This is a genomic window from Microbacterium sp. NPDC056003 (assembly GCF_042274785.1).
Taxonomy (GTDB): domain Bacteria; phylum Actinomycetota; class Actinomycetes; order Actinomycetales; family Microbacteriaceae; genus Microbacterium.
In genome coordinates this window covers 397,460-414,268 of sequence record NZ_JBHJXQ010000001.1, presented here as the reverse complement: position 1 = coordinate 414,268, position 16,809 = coordinate 397,460, and the positions used below count along the sequence as shown (strand labels likewise).

Sequence of the window (16,809 nt, the reverse complement as noted above, 5' to 3'; positions counted from 1 at the left end):
CATGACCGTCTCCCAGAAGCTCGCCGACCTCGGCATCGATCTCCCCGACGTCGTGCCGCCGGTCGCCGCGTATGTGCCCGCCAAGGCGCACGGCGACCTCGTCTTCACCGCCGGCCAGCTGCCGATGGTCTCGGGCGCGCTGCCCGCGACCGGCAAGGTCGGCGACGGGCACGGCCTCGTGCCCGCAGGCGACGCGAAGGGCTATGCGCGCCAGTGCGCCCTCAACGCCATCGCCGCAGCCGCTGCCGCGGTCGGCGGGGTGGATCGCCTCACCGGAGTCGTGAAAGTCACCGGGTTCGTGGCATCCGTCCCCGAGTTCACCGGCCAGCCGGGCGTCATCAACGGCGCGAGCGAGCTGCTCGGCGAGGTCTTCGGCGAGGCCGGCCGCCACGCGCGGTCCGCGGTGGGAGTGCCGGTGCTGCCGCTCGACGCGCCTGTCGAGGTCGAGGTCGTCTTCTCCTTCGCCTGACCCGTCCCGCGAGACGTCGCTTCCGCGCCGAGACTGCGCGCGCTGGGCGCCGTCTCGGCGCGGAAATGCAGTCTCGCGAGGAAGGGACACCGGCGGGCGCGGCCGGGAGCGGCGAGAGCGGCGGCGGGACCGTCCGGATAGCCCTCGAGGGCGTGCCGGGCGAGTTCGCGCCGCCGCTCGCGCATCACCTGACCTGGGCGGAGATGACGCTCATCACGGCGGTGTCGGCAAGGGTCGTGGTGTCGCCGACCTCGCGGCCTTCGGCGACGTCGCGCAGCAGGCGGCGCATGATCTTGCCCGACCTGGTCTTCGGCAGCTCGCCGACGATGTAGACGTCGCGGGGGCGGGCGATCGGCCCGATCTGCTCGCCGACCCACTGGCGCAGGGTCTGCGCGAGACCGTCCGGAGCGTGCGCGGACAGGTACGACTGCTTGATGATCACGAACGCCACGACCGCCTGTCCGGTCGTCTCGTCGGAGGCGCCGACGACCGCCGCCTCGGCGACCGCCTCGTTGCCGACCAGCGCCGACTCGATCTCGGTCGTCGACAGGCGGTGGCCCGACACATTCATCACGTCGTCGACTCGGCCGAGCAGCCACACGTCGCCGTCGTCGTCGAGACGGGCGCCGTCGCCGGCGAAGTAGAAGCCCTGCTTCTGGAACTTGTCCCAATAGGTCTCCACGAAGCGCTCCGGGTCGCCCCAGATTCCGCGCAGCATCGAGGGCCACGGCTCGGTGAGCACGAGCAGCCCGCCGTTGCCGTTGCCGACGTGCGAGCCGTCCTCGTCGACGACGTCGATCGAGATGCCGGGGAGCGGCACCTGCGCAGAGCCCGGCTTGGTCTCGGTGACGCCCGGGAGCGCCGAGATCATGGCCGCGCCGGTCTCGGTCTGCCACCACGTGTCGACGATCGGAGCGGTCTTGCCGCCGATGATCTTGCGGTACCACATCCACGCCTCGGGGTTGATCGGCTCGCCCACCGAGCCGAGCAGACGCAGCGACGACAGGTCGAACTGCTTCGGCACCGAGCGGCCGATCTTCATGAAGGAGCGGATGGCCGTCGGCGCGGTGTAGAGGATGGTGACGCCGTACTTCTGCACGATCTCCCACCAGCGGCCGGGATGCGGGGTGTCGGGGGTTCCTTCGTACAGCACCTGCGTGGCGCCGTTGGCGAGCGGTCCGTACGTGACATAGGTGTGGCCGGTGACCCAGCCGATGTCGGCCGTGCACCAGAACACGTCGGTCTCGGGGTGGATGTCGTGCACGACCCGGTTCGTGAACGCTGCCTGCGTGAGGTAGCCGCCGGACGTGTGCAGGATGCCCTTCGGCTTCCCGGTCGTGCCCGAGGTGTAGAGGATGAACAGCGGGTTCTCCGACGGGAACGGCTGCGCCTCGTGCTCGCCGGACGCCTGCGGCACGACGTCGTGCCACCACAGGTCGCGGCCGTCGGTCCAGTCCACGTCGTTGCCGCCGCGCTTGACGACGAGCACGTGCTCGACGGTCTCCTGCACCCCCTGACCGCGGTCGGCGAGGGCGAGGTCCACCGCGGGCTTCAGCGCCGAGACCTTGCCCTTGCGGTAGCCGCCGTCGGCCGTGATGACGAGCTTGGCGCCGGCGTCGTCGATGCGCGCCCGCAGGCTGTCGGCCGAGAAGCCGCCGAACACGACGGAGTGGATCGCGCCGATGCGCGCCACCGCGAGCATGGCGGCGACGGCCTCGGGGATCATCGGCATGTAGATGGCGACGCGGTCGCCGTGCCCGATGCCGAGCCCTTCGAGCACGTTCGCGAGGCGCTTGACCTCATCGGTGAGCTCGGCGTAGGTGACGCGGCGGTCGTCGCCGGGCTCGCCCTCCCAGAGCAGGGCGATGCGGTCACCGTTGCCTGCCTCGACGTGACGGTCGAGGCAGTTGTACGCGACGTTGAGCTCGCCGTCGCCGAACCACTCGGCGAACGGCGGATTCGACCAGTCGAGGACCTTCGTGAAGGGGGTGTGCCAGTGCAGCTCGCGCGCCTGGTCCGCCCAGAAGCCCTCGCGGTCCGCGGAGGCCCGCTCGTAGAGGTCTGCGGTGGCGACGGCGTTCGCGGCGAAGTCCTCGGACGGCGCGAACCGGCGGTCCTCGTTCAGCAGGTGGTCGATCTGGCTGCTCATTGAGCACGCTCCTTTGCGCGAGTGGGCGATGCCGGGACTCCGGCGAGTCTGACGAGAAATGTAGTTCCGGTGCCGCGGAGTGACTACCCCCGTTAGTAGGGGCCGCGAATTTTTCGACTCGACCGATATATGAGTGAGAAGGCTCTCATCAACTGTTTTGCACGGACCCCTTCCTCACATATGCTGTCCCACGGCCGAACATCGATTCTGGCATTGCGGCACCCCCATCACCCCCCGAAGTGGTGTGTCGCGCGTGGCGGCATCCCATTCCCCCCATGGGATGCCGCCCCTGTTTTCGGTGACAGATCGCCCGCGGCGCCTCCTCCCCAGCCGCTGCGCCGGAGCGCTCGTCCCCGGAGCGAGGGCAGAGGCGTTCCCGCCGGGCAGGGCGCTCCTACCGTCGAGGCATGACCGAGCCCTTCGTCGTCCGCCCGCGGAGCACCGCGGCGCCCGTTCTGGAACGCGTCGTCCCGGCGCGGGCGATGGAAGCGGTGTCGACTGCGCCCTGGGTGCCGGACGCGCCGGCCGGCCGGGTGCGGGTGAGGCCGCGGCATCCGTCGCTCGAGCCGCTCGCCGGCCACCTCGACGATCCGGACGTCACCGATCTGTTCGTCAACGGTGCGTCGGGGCTGTTCGTCGACCGAGGTGCCGGCCCCATCCGGGATTCCGCCTGGCATGCCGATGAAGAAGAGGTGCGCGGACTCGCCGTTGCGCTCATCGGGCTGGGCGACCGTCACATCGATGACGCGACGCCGTGCGTCGACGTGCGGCTCGAGGGCGGGATCCGCATCCACGCGGTTCTGCCGCCGGTCGCCGCCGACGGCACGGTCCTGTCGATCCGCGTGCCGAGGCTCGACCGGCCGAGCCTCGACGACCTCCACACCGCCGGGATGTTCGGCGACGAGGCGCGCGCACGACTCGACGAGCTGATCGCGCGCCGCGAGAACATCCTGGTGACAGGCGCTGCGGGCGCCGGCAAGACGACCCTGCTCGCGAGCCTGCTGAGCGCTGCCCCGCCGAACGAGCGCATCGTCACGATCGAAGACGTCGCCGAGCTGCGGGTCGACCATCCGCACCACGTCCGGCTGGAGGCGCGGCAGGCGAACCTCGAAGGGGCCGGGGCGATCGGTCTCGCGCGGCTCGTGCGCGAGGCGCTGCGGATGCGTCCCGACCGGCTCGTCGTCGGGGAGTGCCGGGGAGAAGAGGTGCGCGAGCTGCTGTCGGCGCTGAACACCGGCCACGATGGCGGTGCCGGCACCCTCCACGCGAACGGTCTCCACGATGTGCCCGCGCGACTTGAGGCCCTCGGTGCCCTCGCCGGGCTCGACGACCACGCGGTCGCGCGCCAGGTCGCGAGCGCGATCGGGTTCGTGCTGCACGTCGAGCGGTCGGGCAGCGGGCGCCACCTGACGGGCATCGGACGCCCGCGGGTCGACTCTGCGGGCCGGCTGATGATCGAGGAGGTCGCATGGGACGCACGGTGAGTTCACGGGGCGGTGGTGCCAAGGTGGTGTCGCCTCGGCCTGCGGGACCGACGCGACCGGCGGGACCGGCGGGTCCGGCGGGTCCGGCGGGACCGACGCGACCGGCGGGATCGGCGGGTCCGGCGGGATCGGCGGGTCCGGCGGGACCGGCGGGTTCGGATGCTGTGCCCCCTGTCTCGCCCGACGCCGGCTGCGCCGTCGCCGAGACGGTGCTGCGACTGGCCGTACTGCTGCAGGCGGGACTCTCGCCGGCGCGGGCCTGGGCGCATCTGGCCGACGCCGGCGACTCGGCAGCGGCTCGCGTCGTCCGAGGCTGCGAGAAGCGGATGCCGCTGGCCGACGCCATCGCGCGGGCCGCGCCGCCGCGTCCCCGGCCGAAGACGCGGCGGCGCGAGCCGGCGCATGATCCTTGGCCCGAGGTCGCCGCGGCCTGGCGAGTGGCGACCACGGTGGGCGCGCCGCTCGCGGAGAGCCTGCGCGGCCTGGCCACCGCGCTGCGCGACGCGCAGGAGGCGAGCGACGACGTGCGCGTCGCCCTCGCCGAGCCTGCGGGTACCGCCCGGCTCATGGGGTGGCTGCCGCTCGTGGCCGTCGCCCTCGGCGCGGCGCTCGGATTCGACACCCTCGGGACGCTGCTCGGTCGGCCGCTGGGTGTCGCGTGTCTGCTCGGCGGTGGCGTCCTCATCATCGCCGCCCGCTGCTGGAGCGCCCACCTCGTGCGCCGGGCCCGCGACGACGCCGGCATTCCCGGCCTCGACGCCGAGCTGTTCGCGATCGCGCTGAGCGGCGGCGTCTCCATCGAACGGGCGACGGCAATCGTCGCCGACGCCGGAGGGAGGGGAGCGGATGCGTCGACCGCCGCCGCCCTCGCTCTGTCGCGCTCAGCGGGAGTGCCGGCGGTCGAACTGCTGCGATCGACGGCGGCACTCGCTCGTCACCGGTCGCGCATCGACGGCCGGCTGCGCGCAGCGCGGCTGTCGGCGCGCCTCCTCCTCCCGCTCGGAGTGTGCACGCTCCCCGCCTTTCTTCTCCTCGGCGTCGCGCCGATGCTCCTCAGCGTCATGTCGACCATGCCCGCCGCGTTCTGATGCCTGGCCACCAGTGCCGGCATCGAGCCGGCACGCGAAGCCGACGCGACGACACCCGCCCGTGCCCGCCGCCCGCCCCGACGGCACCCGCCCGTGCCCACCCCACGCACACCCACGACAGGAGACCTCATGACCGTTCCTCTTCTCACCGCCCGCCGCGCCGCGAAGCTCTTCGCCGACACGCATGCCGACGACACCGGCGCGGCCACCGCCGAGTACGCGATCGCCACGATGGCGGCCGTGGCCTTCGCCGGACTGCTGGTCGTGATCATGCGCAGCGACGAGGTGCGCGGCATCCTCACCGACCTCATCCGCCGCGCGCTCACGGTCGCGTGATCCGCCGCAGACCCGGCGACGATCGCGGGTCGGTCGTCGCCGAGTTCGCGGTCGCGCTGCCGGCGGTCATCGTCGTGCTGGTCGTCGGCGTCGGCGTCCTGGCGGCAGGTGCACGGCAGGTGCGACTGCAGGACGCCGTCGCCGACGCGGCCCGTCTCGCGGCGCGGGGCGAGCCGGCCGACCGCGTGCGCGCCGCGGTCGCGTCGGTCGCCCCCGGAGCCACGTCCTCGGTCGAGCCGCGCGGCGACCTCGTGTGCGTGACCGGCACGGTCGCCACAGCGCTTCCTCTCACGCTCGCCGCAACGAGCTGCGCGCTCGCCGGCGGTCTCTGATGCCGGGCACCGCGGCGACGGCCGGCCTGATCGGTGCCGCAGCGGCGATCATGCTGGGGCTGGCGTCTGTCGCATCGGCAGCGGTCGTCGGGCAGCGGGTCGCCGGCGCGGCCGACGCCGCCGCGCTCGCCGCAGCGGATGCCGCCTCCGGTGCGGCGACCGGCGTGCCGTGCGACCGCGCGGCCGAGCTGGCCGCGGCTGTCGGCGTCGCGCTCGACGCCTGCGACCTGGACGGACTGGTGGCCACCGTCACCGTCTCGGTCCGATTCGGCGTCCTCCGGGCCGGTGCGTCGGCGCGCGCGGGTCCGCCGCCCTGACCACGACTCACAGCGACCACTCCGGGAACTGGCGTGTATGGTTTGCGACGAAGAAAGGACGCCCCCGTTGGCAGAAGGCAAGAAGCTCGTCATCGTCGAGTCTCCGACGAAGATGAAGTCGATCCAGGGTTACCTCGGCGATGGTTACGAGGTGCTCAGCTCGGTCGGGCACATCCGCGATCTCGCGGACAAGAAGGACATCCCGGCCGACAAGAAGCAGGCGTACGGCAAGTACTCCATCGACGTCGACAACGGCTTCGACCCCTATTACGTCGAGAGCGATCGGGGCCGCAAGACGGTCGCCGAGCTCAAGCGCGCGCTGAAGGGGGCGGACGAGCTCCTGCTCGCCACCGATGAAGACCGCGAGGGCGAAGCCATCGCGTGGCACCTGCTCGAGACCTTGAAGCCGAAGGTCCCGGTCAAGCGCATGGTCTTCCACGAGATCACCGAGGACGCGATCCAGGCCGCGGTGCAGAACACCCGCGAGCTCGATCTCGCGCTCGTCGACGCGCAGGAGACCCGGCGCATCCTCGACCGTCTCTACGGCTGGGACGTCAGCCCCGTGCTCTGGTTCAAGGTGCAGCAGGGGACATCGGCCGGACGCGTGCAGTCCGCCGCGACCCGCATGGTCGTCGAGCGTGAGCGCGAGCGGATGGCGTTCGTCTCGGCCTCCTACTGGGACATCGAGACGCAGGCCGTGAAGGACGCAGAGTCCTTCGCCGCTCGCCTCGCCCGCGTCGACGGCGCCGGCCTCGCGCGCGGCACCGACTTCGACGACCGTGGCCAGCTGAAGAAGGCCGTCGTCGTCCTCGATGAAGAGGCCGCCCGCGAGCTCGCCGCCGCGATCGAGGCTGCGGCCGAGGCATCCGTCTCCGCTGTCGAGGCCAAGCCGGGCACCCGCAGCCCGCGTGCGCCCTTCACCACGTCGACCCTCCAGCAGGAGGCCGGCCGGAAGCTCTCGATGAGCGCCAAGCACGCGATGAGCGTCGCTCAGCGTCTCTACGAGAAGGGCTTCATCACTTATATGCGCACCGACTCGACGGCGCTCAGCACGCAGGCCGTGCAGGCGGCGCGCGAGCAGGCCGTCGCGATGTACGGCGAGAAGGCCGTGCCGCTCAACCCGCGGACGTACGCGAGCAAGAGCAAGAACGCGCAGGAGGCCCACGAGGCGATCCGCCCCTCGGGCGACACCTTCCGCACACCTGCGTCGGTCGCCTCCGAGCTCGACCGCGACGAGCTGCGCCTGTACGACCTCATCTGGAAGCGCACCATGGCCAGCCAGATGTCGGACGCGAAGTACGAGACCACCACGGTCACGCTCGCCGTCGACGCCGGCGGACGCCGTGCCGAGTTCACCGCGTCGGGCACCGTGTACACCTTCAAGGGCTTCCTCGAGGCGTACGAAGAGGGCAAGGACGAGAAGCGCGGCGATGCCGACAAGGCCGACGACCAGGCGCTGCCCGCGCTCGCGGTCGGTGACGTGCTGCGCCTGAAGGACGTCGAGCCCAAGGGTCACTCCACCAGCCCCAAGCCCCGCTACACCGAGGCGAGCCTCGTCAAGGCGCTGGAGGAGAAGGGGATCGGCCGTCCGTCGACGTTCGCGAGCATCATCGACGTGATCCTCAACCGCGGCTACGTCACCAAGCGCGGCCAGGCGCTGATCCCGAGCTGGCTGGCGTTCAGCGTCGTGCGGCTGCTGGAGCAGCACTTCGCCGACCTCGTCGATTACGACTTCACCGCGGCCCTGGAAGACGACCTCGACGCCATCGCCCGCGGCGAGCAGAAGCGCGAGGACTGGCTGAAGCAGTTCTACTTCGGCTCGGAAGAGCAGGTCGGTCTGCGCAACATCGTCGACAACCTCGGCGAGATCGACGCGCGCGCCCTCAACTCCACGCCCATCGGCGACGTGGCCACGCTCCGCTTCGGCAAGTACGGTCCGTACCTCGAGGTCGCCAACGCCGAGCAGCCCGACGGTGAACCCCGTCGCGTGAACATCCCCGAAGACCTGGCCCCCGACGAGCTCACGCCCGCCAAGGCGCAGGAGCTCATCGACGCCCCCGTGGCGGGCGACCGCGTGCTCGGTGAGAACCCCGCGAACGGCAAGCTCGTCATCGTGAAGGACGGACGCTTCGGCCCGTACGTGCAGGAGGCCGACCCGCCCGCGGCTGAGGAGGTCGACGAGGCCACCGGCGAGATCGTCGCGGCGCCCGAGCCCGAGTCGGCGCCGAAGAAGCGCGGCGCGAAGAAGGAGGCGGCGCCCAAGCCGCGCACCGCCTCGCTGTTCAAGTCGATGTCGGTCGACACGATCGACCTCGAGACCGCGCTGCGCCTGCTCGAGCTGCCGCGCGTCGTCGGGGTCGACCCCGAGTCCGGAGCCGAGATCACCGCCCAGAACGGCCGGTACGGTCCGTACCTCAAGAAGGGCACCGACTCGCGGACGCTGCAGAGTGAGCAGCAGATCTTCGACATCACGCTCGACGAGGCGCTCGCCGTCTACGCGCAGCCGAAGTACGGCGCCCGCGGCGCGAGCAGCGCGCTGAAGGAGTTCGAGAACGACCCGGTCAGCGAGAAGCCGATCAAGGTGAAGGACGGCCGGTTCGGCCCGTACGTCACCGACGGCGTGACGAACGTCACCATCCCGCGCGGCCAGACGCCCGACGACATCACCTATGAGATCGCCGTGCAGATGCTCGCCGACAAGCGCGCGAAGGGACCGGCGCCCAAGCGCACCACCCGCAAGGCGACCAAGAAGGCCCCGGCGAAGAAGTGACCGCTGCAGGGCACCCCGGACTCTTCATCACGTTCGAGGGCGGGGACGGCGCGGGCAAGACCACGCAGGCGTCGCTGCTGGAGAAGTGGCTGACGGATGCCGGGCACGCGGTCGTGCGCACGCGCGAACCGGGAGGAACCGAGGTCGGCACGCTCATCCGCGACATCGTGCTCCACCACCGGGGCGAGGTCGCGCCGCGCGCCGAGGCGCTGCTCTACGCCGCCGACCGCGCGCACCACGTCGAGACCGTGGTGCGCCCCGCACTCGAGCGCGGCGACGTCGTCATCCAGGACCGCTACCTCGACTCGTCCATCGCCTACCAGGGCGCCGGCCGGGTGCTCGGCCGCGACGAGGTGCGCGACCTGTCGCTGTGGGCGACGGCCGGGCTGCTGCCCGACCTCACCGTGCTCCTCGACCTCGACCCTACGGTCGCCCGGCAGCGCCTCGATGCCGACGACAAGCCCTTCGACCGGCTGGAGGCGGAGCGCGAGACCTTCCACGTGCGCGTGCGCGAAGAGTTCCTTGCCCTCGCGGCCGCCGAGCCCGGCCGGTTCCTCGTGCTCGACGCGACGCTTCCGGCCGCCGAGCTGACGGCGGCCGTGCGCGACCGCGTCGCCGGACTGCTGGGCTGACCGGGCTGGCCGGGCGGCACCGTCGTTCCCCGCGACTAGGCTGACGAGCATGGAATCCACGGCGGGCACGGCGCCCTCGAGCGCCCTCGCAGAGGTTCCCTGGGGAGCCGTCTGGGGGCAGGACGCCGCGGTCGAGACCCTGCAGGAAGCGGCATCCGACCCCGCCTCGCTCACCCACGCCTGGCTGATCACCGGCCCGCCCGGCTCGGGCCGTTCGACGCTCGCCTACGCGTTCGCCGCGGCCCTCATCGCCGAGCCCGGCGACGAGAACGCGATGCGCCAGGTGCTCGCCGGCACCCACCCCGATCTCACGGCGCTGCGCACCGAGGGCGTGATCATCTCGATCAAAGACGCCCGCGCGCTCGTCGAGCGGTCGTACTTCTCGCCCTCGCTCGGCCGCTACCGCGTGATCGTGATGGAAGACGCCGACCGCATGGCCGAGCGCACCTCGAACGTGTTGCTCAAGGCGCTCGAAGAGCCGCCCGAGCGCACCGTGTGGGTGCTCTGCGCTCCGAGCGACGCCGACCTGCTGCCGACGATCCGCTCCCGCGTGCGCACGCTGCGCCTGCGCGAGCCCGGCATCTCCGACGTCGCGCGCCTCATCGTCGAGCGCACCGGAGTCGACAGCGCGACGGCCGAGCAGTCCGCCCGGCACGCGCAGCGTCACATCGGCATGGCGCAGCGATTGGCGACGGATGCCGCGGCCCGCGCCCGCCGCGACGACACGCTGCGCGCCGTCCTGCGCGTGCGCGGAGTCGGCGACGCGGTCGAGGTCGCCGGCCGCATCGTGCAGGCCGCGACCGAAGACGCCAAGGCCCTCACCGCCGAGCGCGACGAGGCCGAGCGCACCACGCTGCTGCGCACGCTCGGCATCGCCGAAGGCGCCGCCGTGCCGCCGGCCGTCCGCTCGCAGCTCTCGGCGCTCGAAGACGACCAGAAGCGCCGGGCGACGCGCAGTCTGCGCGACGGCATCGACCGGGTGCTCACCGACCTCGAGTCGATGTTCCGCGACGTGCTGATGCTGCAGTTCGGGCGCGACGCCGACCTCATCAACCGCGAGCTCGAGCCCGACCTGCGGTCGCTCGCGAGCGCCTGGTCCGTCGACCGCACGCTCACCGTCGTCGACCGCATCGGCGTGACGCGCGAGAACGTCGAGCTCAACGCTGCGCCCACGCTCGCCCTCGAGAGCATGCTCGTGACTGTCGCGAGCGGAAGGACCCCGTGAACACTCCTCGCCGCGCTCGCCGCGTCATCGCCATCGTCGCCGGCCTGGCGGCGGCATCCCTCGCCCTGAGCGGGTGCCTGTACGCGATGATCCCCGACACCTCGGCTCCGCCGTCGACCGAGAGCCCTGCTCCCGACACCGAGGGCGTGGCAGCCGACCTGCTGCCCTATTACGGGCAGGAGCTCGACTGGAGCACGTGCGGCGACGGGTTCGACTGCACCACGGTCACTGCCCCGCTGGACTGGGAGGACCCGTCCGCCGGCGAGATCGAGCTGTCGGTCATCCGCAGCCGTGCGACCGGCGGCGAGGCCATCGGCTCGCTGCTGACCAACCCGGGCGGCCCGGGCGCCAGCGGCGTCGGCCTCATCCGCGACTCGCTCGCCTACGCCGTCGGCGAGCCGGTGCGCGAGCAATTCGACGTCATCGGCTTCGACCCGCGCGGCGTGGGCGAGTCCACCGCGGTCCGCTGCTTCGACGCTCCCGAGATGGACGCGTACCTGTTCGAGATCCCCGAGAACGAGCGGGGGACGGATGCCTGGGCCGAAGAGCTGCGCGAGCGTCATGCGGCGTTCGCCGACGCGTGCGACGCCAACAGTGACGGCATCATCCCGTTCATCACGACCGAGAACAGCGCGCGCGACATGGACCTGCTGCGCGCGGTGCTCGGCGACCGCGAGCTGAACTACCTCGGCTACAGCTACGGCACCTTCCTGGGCGCGACGTACGCGAAGCTGTTCCCCGAGAAGGTCGGCCGTCTCGTGCTCGACGGCGCGGTCGATCCGGCGATCTCGAACCTCGAGGTCGACATCGTGCAGGGGATCGGCTTCGAGTCGGCACTGCGGGCGTACATGGCCGACTGTCTCGAGGGCAGCGACTGCCCGTTCCGGGGCACCGTCGACGGGGCGATGGCCGATCTCGGCACGCTGCTCGCGGGGGTCGATCGCGACCCGCTCCCGGCGGCCGATGGTCGCGAGCTCGGCGCCGACTCCCTGATGACCGGCATCGTCGCGGCGCTCTATGCCGAGGAGAGCTGGCCGTACCTGTCGCTCGCCCTGCAGGGTGCGCTCGAGGGCGACCCCGAGACCGCCTTCCTCCTCGCCGACTTCTACTACGACCGTGAGGGCGGCGAGTACCTGAGCAACCAGACCGAGGCGTTCCGCACGTACAACTGCATGGACTACCCCACCGAGGCGACCCCGGACGAGATCGCCGCGGCCCGCGCGCGGCTCGCCGAGGAGGCCCCCACGGTCGCGCCGTACTGGTTCGGTGCGAACCCGTGCGACGACTGGCCGTACCCGCCCACGGGCGTCCGCGAGCCCATCGCCGCCGAGGGCGCCGCGCCCATCCTGGTGGTCGGCACCACGAACGACCCCGCCACGCCCTACGAGTGGTCGGTGTCGCTGGCCGACCAGCTGGCGTCCGGCGTGCTCATCACCCGTGAGGGCGAGGGCCACACGGGGTACAACAAGGGCAACCTCTGTGTCGACGAGGCCGTCGAGGCGTACCTGCTCGAGGGCACGGTCCCGCAGGGCGACGTCACCTGCGACTGACCGGGCGCCCGGGCATCCGCTCGGCTATCGGCGCAGCACCCGGCGGGCCAGGGCGTTCCCCAGGAACTGCACGCCCTGCACGATGATGATGATGACCACCACGGCAGCCCACGTGACCCACGGGTTGAACTGCTTGAAGCCGTACACGATCGCGAAGTCGCCGAGCCCGCCGGCTGCGACCGCGCCCGCCATCGCCGTCATGTCGACGAGGGCCACCACGATGAACGTGTAGCCGAGGATGAGCGGCCCCAGCGATTCACGCGGAATGAGCCGGAAGAGGATCCGCGACCGGCTGGCACCCGCAGCGCGGGCGGCCTCGATCACACCGGGACGCACGGTGAGCAGGTTCTGCTCGACGATGCGGCTGATGGCGAAGAGCGACGCGATCGAGATCACGAACACGCCGAAGTTGGTGCCGATCCCGGGGATGCCGACGCTGCGGGCGAGCGGCTGCAGCGCGGTGAGCAGGATCACGAACGGGATCGGGCGGACCGTGTTGACGATCACGTTCAGGGTGCCGAACACGGCGCGGTTCGGGAACAGGCTGCCCGCACGGGTGGCGTAGAGGGCGACGCCGAGCACGAGACCGCCGAAGCCGCCCAGCACGAGGCTGACGGTGACCATATAGAGCGTCTCGGCGGTGGCTGCCCAGAGTTCGGGGAGGAGGTCGATGAGCCTATCCACGGACGTCCTCCTCGATGAGCGCCGCGAACGCCGACGCTGCGGCGATCGCGGCGTCGACGGCTGCCGGCTCTCCGTTGAGCGACAGAGTCAGATGCCCGAACACCCGGCCGCGGATGTCGTTGATCCCCCCGTGGATGAGCTCGAAGCGCACGCCGTGCGCGGAGAGCGCGGCGAACACGTCGGCCTGCGTGACGTCGCCGTCGCGCACGGTGAAGGTGACGATGCGGCCGGGGTGGCGGTCGCGGAGGGTGCGCAGCTGCGCACCGACGGGGACGTCCTCGATGATGCTCGAGACGAACCGGCGGGTGGAGGGATGCTGCGGCGCCGAGAGCACGTCGAAGACCTCGCCGCTCTCGATGACGCGCCCTGCCTCCATCACGACGACGCGGTCGGCCAGGGTGCGGATGACGTCCATCTCGTGCGTGATCACGAGGATCGTGATCCCCAGCTCGCGGTTGACGCGCTGGAGGAGCCCGAGCACCTCCTGCGTCGTGTCGGGATCGAGCGCGCTGGTCGCCTCGTCGGCGAGCAGGATGCGCGGGCTCGTCGCCAGGGCGCGGGCGATGCCGACGCGCTGCTTCTGCCCGCCCGACAGCTGCTCGGGGTGGTTGCGCGCCTTGTCGGCCAGGCCGACGAAGGCGAGGAGCTCGTCGACCCGCGCGGAGATCTCGGCGCGTGGCCGCCCCGCGATCTCGAGGGGGTAGGCGACGTTCTTGGCGACCGTGCGGGAGTCGAAGAGGTTGAACTGCTGGAAGATCATGCCGATGTCGCCGCGGAGCTCCCGCAGTTCGCGCTCACGCAGCCGCGTCACGTCGCGGCCGTCGATCGTGACGGTACCGCTCGTCGGCGTCTCCAGTGCGTTCACGAGGCGCAGCACGGTGCTCTTGCCGGCGCCGGAGTATCCGATGATGCCGCACACCTCGCCTGCAGCGATCTCGAGGTCGACGGCGTCGACGGCGGTCACGGGCGGGGCGTCCTTGCCCGGGGGTCGGAATGTCTTGGAGACGCCGCTCAGTCGGATGAGGCTCATGGTTCTTCCTGGAGACGTGCGTGTGCGGCCCGCTCGCATCGAACGGGTCGCACGACGCGACGGGTCTACTGGTTGGCGCGGATGTCTTCCTCGACGTCGCGGAGCGACGTCACGAGGTCCTCGGCGGGGGTGTCGAGCAGCACCGCGGTGCCGCCCGAAGCCTCCTGCACGCCGTCGAGCACGTCCTGCGTGGTCTGGTAGATCTCGACGAGCTTGAGATAGGTCTGGTTGTCGGCGTCCTCGGCGCGCGCGGCGAAGATGTTCACGTACGGGAGGGCGTTCGGGTCGGACGGGTCGTCGACCGCGATCGCGTCCTCGAAGCTGAGGCCCGCGTCGGCGACGAAGTCGTTGTTGATGATCGCCGCGGCGACGTCGGGCAGCGACGTGGCCGTCAGGGCGGCATCCAGCGCCTCGACCTTCACCTTCGACGACGGCTCGACGTCGGCGACGGTCGAGAAGATCGATCCGCCGTCCTTCAGCTCGATGAGGCCGGCCGACTGCAGCACGAGCAGGCCGCGGGCCTGGTTGCTCTCATCGTTGGGCACAGCCACCGTGGCGCCTGCGGGGATGTCCTCGACCGAGTCGTACTGCGTCGAGTACAGGCCGAGCGGGTAGATGGCCGTCGCGCCGATGGGCTGCAGATCGTCGTCGCCGGCCACGTTGTAGGTCGCGAGGTAGATCACGTGCTGGAACTGGTTCAGGTCCAGCTCGCCGGCCGAGAGCGCGGGGTTCGGCTGCGTGTACTCGCTGAAGTCGACGAGCTCGACCTCGATGCCCTCGGCGGCCGCCGCCTCCTTGTAGGTCTCCCAGTAGGGGTCGCCGGCGCCCACGACGCCGATGCGGACGATCTCGTCGGTGCCCGCGTCGCCTGCGCCACCGGTCTCGGCGCTCGCGCCGGCGCAGCCGGCGAGGAGGAGGGCGAGAGGCAGGGCCGCGGCGGCTGCGATCGTGATCTTCTTGGACATGTGTGCTCCTGTGCGTCAAAGCCGCGACGGGGGTGGACCACAAGCACGATCGGCGGACCGCGCTCGCTGCGTCGCGGTACGCCATCGACGGTACGTCGGCCCCCATCGGGGGCCGAATCGCGCCGTAACACGTCGACACCCGCCGGCCTGGGGCGTGTTCGCGAGCGCCCTCCGGCTCCTGTAAGATCGTTGATCGTGCATCGCGCAAGCGAAGCGCGCCACCTTAGCTCAGTCGGCAGAGCGATTCACTCGTAATGAATAGGTCAAGGGTTCGATTCCCTTAGGTGGCTCACACGGGAGAGGCCCGCTTCTGGCGGGCCTTCTTCGTACCCTCACCACGCGAAGAGGACCGATGGACGCCACGATCGACGCCGTCGCTGAGATCTTCTCCTGGGTGGGCTTCGGGCTGGGGGCGGTCGTGGCCGGCGTCGCGCTGGTGATGTACCTCTTCGACGGCACCTGGCTGCCCACCCGCGGCGTGCTCGACGACGGTGAGCACGGCCGCGTGGTGCGCTGGTTCGACGAGGACGGCGGCGTCAACGAGGCGCGACTCACCCATGAACAGGAGCGGGCGCTGGCCGGCAAGAGCATGGCCGACATCTACTACCGACGCGGCGGTCGCGGGCGAATGCGCCTGACCCAGGGCTCGCCCGCGGTGCGGGCGGTCGCCTATCTCTCGCTGGGCCTGCTCGGCGTCGGCATCGTGGCGCTCGCGACGTCGATGATCCTGCTGTTCACCCGAGGCTGAGCCCGGCACGAAGTCCCGCCCCGCGTCAGCCGAGCGCGAGCATCCCGCCCGCGACGAGTGCCAGGGCGAGCCCGAGCCACTGCACCCCGGCGACGCGCTCGCGCAGCACCAGTGCGGCGAGCAGGATCGTGCCCGCCGGGTACAGCGCGGTCAGCGCCGACACGATCGAGAGGTCTCCTTCGCGCAGCGCCACCAGCATGAGGGCGTTGGCGGCGGCATCCACCACTCCGCACACGATGGCCAGCCACCACGCCCGCGCGAGGGAAGACGTCGGCGGGGATACGGTGGTCGCCGATGTCGACGCGTGCTCGAGGTCGGCGTGACCGCTGGGGGTGACGCCGATGACCGGTGCGGACGGAGTGAGGACGGATGCCGCGGGCAGCCCACGGCGCACGGCGACGACCGCCATCGCCGCGACGATCGCGAGGGTCAGCACGGCCGAGGTGGCGCGGCTCATCACAAGCGGCACGAGCCCGCTGCCGGCGGAGGTCTGGTCGACGACGATGAGGAATCCTCCTATCGCCGCGCCTGCGCCGACGGCCATGACCAGCCCGCGTGTGCTCGGACGCACGACCTTCTCGCCCGGGATGAAGCCCACGAGCACCACGGCGACGAGAGCCACGCCGAGCCCGGCGTAGGCGACGGGGGACAGCGTCTCGCCGTCGACGAGCAGGCCCCACAGCATCGGTGCGATCGCCGAGACCACCGCGGTCAGTGGCGACAGGATGCTCATCGGCCCGATCGCGAGGCACGCGTACAACAGGACCACGGCCAGGACACCGAACACGCCCGCCAGTGCACCCCACGCGAGATCGGCTGAACGCCAGGCTCCGCCGAGCAGCGGCTGCGCGATCACGAGGGCGGCCAGCCCTGAGAGGGCGGCGATCGCGGTCACCGCGATGGAGCGGAGGCGCTTCGCGGCGAGGCCTCCGCAGAAGTCCGCGGCACCGTAGATGAGGGCGCCGAGAAGGGCGAGGACGGCCGAGATCATCGAATTCAGCATAGAGATGGTCGCCGGCATCCAATTTCA

16 protein-coding genes and 1 tRNA gene are annotated in these 16,809 nt (G+C 71.3%); 12 read left to right on the top strand and 5 right to left on the bottom strand.

The features are described from left to right. Position 1 precedes the first annotated feature (1 nt). Positions 2-469 (top strand): RidA family protein, encoded by a 468-nt coding sequence (locus ACFC1W_RS01910; RefSeq protein ID WP_375987934.1) that lies wholly within the window; start codon positions 2-4, stop codon positions 467-469. Between the two features lie 184 nt (positions 470-653). Here ACFC1W_RS01910 and acs read toward each other — a convergent pair whose 3' ends face one another. Further along, positions 654-2,618 (bottom strand): acetate--CoA ligase, encoded by a 1,965-nt coding sequence (acs, locus tag ACFC1W_RS01905; RefSeq protein ID WP_375987931.1) that lies wholly within the window; start codon positions 2,616-2,618, stop codon positions 654-656. A gap of 407 nt (positions 2,619-3,025) precedes the next feature. Between acs and ACFC1W_RS01900 the strand changes: the two genes are divergently transcribed. The 9 genes from ACFC1W_RS01900 to ACFC1W_RS01860 all read left to right on the top strand — a co-directional run bounded on the left by ACFC1W_RS01900 (position 3,026) and on the right by ACFC1W_RS01860 (position 12,352). Next, positions 3,026-4,102, top strand: a complete 1,077-nt coding sequence (locus ACFC1W_RS01900; RefSeq protein ID WP_375987928.1) for a TadA family conjugal transfer-associated ATPase — start codon at positions 3,026-3,028, stop codon at positions 4,100-4,102. Positions 4,103-4,266: 164 nt separating this feature from the next. Continuing rightward, the gene (locus ACFC1W_RS01895; protein ID WP_375987925.1) at positions 4,267-5,190 is read left to right on the top strand and encodes a type II secretion system F family protein; all 924 of its coding nucleotides are present in this window, start codon (positions 4,267-4,269) and stop codon (positions 5,188-5,190) included. A gap of 129 nt (positions 5,191-5,319) precedes the next feature. Continuing rightward, entirely contained in the window at positions 5,320-5,526 is a 207-nt protein-coding gene (locus tag ACFC1W_RS01890) for a DUF4244 domain-containing protein (protein ID WP_375987922.1), read from the top strand. Then, positions 5,523-5,858 carry a TadE family type IV pilus minor pilin gene (locus tag ACFC1W_RS01885; RefSeq protein ID WP_375987919.1) on the top strand — a complete coding sequence of 112 codons (336 nt, stop codon included), beginning with the start codon at positions 5,523-5,525 and terminating at the stop codon, positions 5,856-5,858. The genes ACFC1W_RS01890 and ACFC1W_RS01885 overlap by 4 nt, the downstream gene beginning before the upstream one ends. Continuing rightward, positions 5,858-6,175 carry a helicase gene (locus ACFC1W_RS01880; protein WP_375987916.1) on the top strand — a complete coding sequence of 106 codons (318 nt, stop codon included), beginning with the start codon at positions 5,858-5,860 and terminating at the stop codon, positions 6,173-6,175. The genes ACFC1W_RS01885 and ACFC1W_RS01880 overlap by 1 nt, the downstream gene beginning before the upstream one ends. A gap of 67 nt (positions 6,176-6,242) precedes the next feature. After that, positions 6,243-8,945 carry a type I DNA topoisomerase gene (topA, locus tag ACFC1W_RS01875; protein WP_375987914.1) on the top strand — a complete coding sequence of 901 codons (2,703 nt, stop codon included), beginning with the start codon at positions 6,243-6,245 and terminating at the stop codon, positions 8,943-8,945. Next, positions 8,942-9,577, top strand: a complete 636-nt coding sequence (gene tmk, locus ACFC1W_RS01870; RefSeq protein ID WP_375987912.1) for a dTMP kinase — start codon at positions 8,942-8,944, stop codon at positions 9,575-9,577. The genes topA and tmk overlap by 4 nt, the downstream gene beginning before the upstream one ends. A gap of 49 nt (positions 9,578-9,626) precedes the next feature. Then, positions 9,627-10,802, top strand: a complete 1,176-nt coding sequence (locus ACFC1W_RS01865; RefSeq protein ID WP_375987909.1) for a DNA polymerase III subunit delta' — start codon at positions 9,627-9,629, stop codon at positions 10,800-10,802. Continuing rightward, a complete protein-coding gene (locus tag ACFC1W_RS01860) occupies positions 10,799-12,352 on the top strand; it encodes an alpha/beta hydrolase (protein ID WP_375987906.1) in 1,554 nt (517 codons plus the stop codon). Before ACFC1W_RS01865 ends, ACFC1W_RS01860 begins: the two co-directional genes overlap by 4 nt. Positions 12,353-12,376: 24 nt before the next feature. Here ACFC1W_RS01860 and ACFC1W_RS01855 read toward each other — a convergent pair whose 3' ends face one another. From ACFC1W_RS01855 to ACFC1W_RS01845, 3 genes are all read right to left on the bottom strand, one after another. Further along, positions 12,377-13,036: an ABC transporter permease subunit gene (locus ACFC1W_RS01855; RefSeq protein WP_241111108.1), complete on the bottom strand. Its 660-nt coding sequence runs from the start codon at positions 13,034-13,036 to the stop codon at positions 12,377-12,379. Next, positions 13,029-14,066: a methionine ABC transporter ATP-binding protein gene (locus ACFC1W_RS01850; protein WP_375987903.1), complete on the bottom strand. Its 1,038-nt coding sequence runs from the start codon at positions 14,064-14,066 to the stop codon at positions 13,029-13,031. Before ACFC1W_RS01850 ends, ACFC1W_RS01855 begins: the two co-directional genes overlap by 8 nt. A gap of 65 nt (positions 14,067-14,131) precedes the next feature. Beyond that, entirely contained in the window at positions 14,132-15,031 is a 900-nt protein-coding gene (locus tag ACFC1W_RS01845; protein ID WP_375987900.1) for a MetQ/NlpA family ABC transporter substrate-binding protein, read from the bottom strand. Positions 15,032-15,248: 217 nt separating this feature from the next. Here ACFC1W_RS01845 and ACFC1W_RS01840 point away from each other — a divergent pair. Both ACFC1W_RS01840 and ACFC1W_RS01835 read left to right on the top strand, forming a co-directional pair. After that, positions 15,249-15,321: transfer RNA gene (locus ACFC1W_RS01840), tRNA-Thr, on the top strand. A gap of 62 nt (positions 15,322-15,383) precedes the next feature. Next, positions 15,384-15,779, top strand: a complete 396-nt coding sequence (locus ACFC1W_RS01835) for a hypothetical protein (RefSeq protein WP_375987897.1) — start codon at positions 15,384-15,386, stop codon at positions 15,777-15,779. Positions 15,780-15,804: 25 nt separating this feature from the next. On the opposite strand, the gene ACFC1W_RS01830 is transcribed toward ACFC1W_RS01835, so the two are convergent. Beyond that, the gene (locus ACFC1W_RS01830; RefSeq protein WP_375987893.1) at positions 15,805-16,770 is read right to left on the bottom strand and encodes an EamA family transporter; all 966 of its coding nucleotides are present in this window, start codon (positions 16,768-16,770) and stop codon (positions 15,805-15,807) included. Between the last annotated feature and the right edge of the window lie 39 nt (positions 16,771-16,809).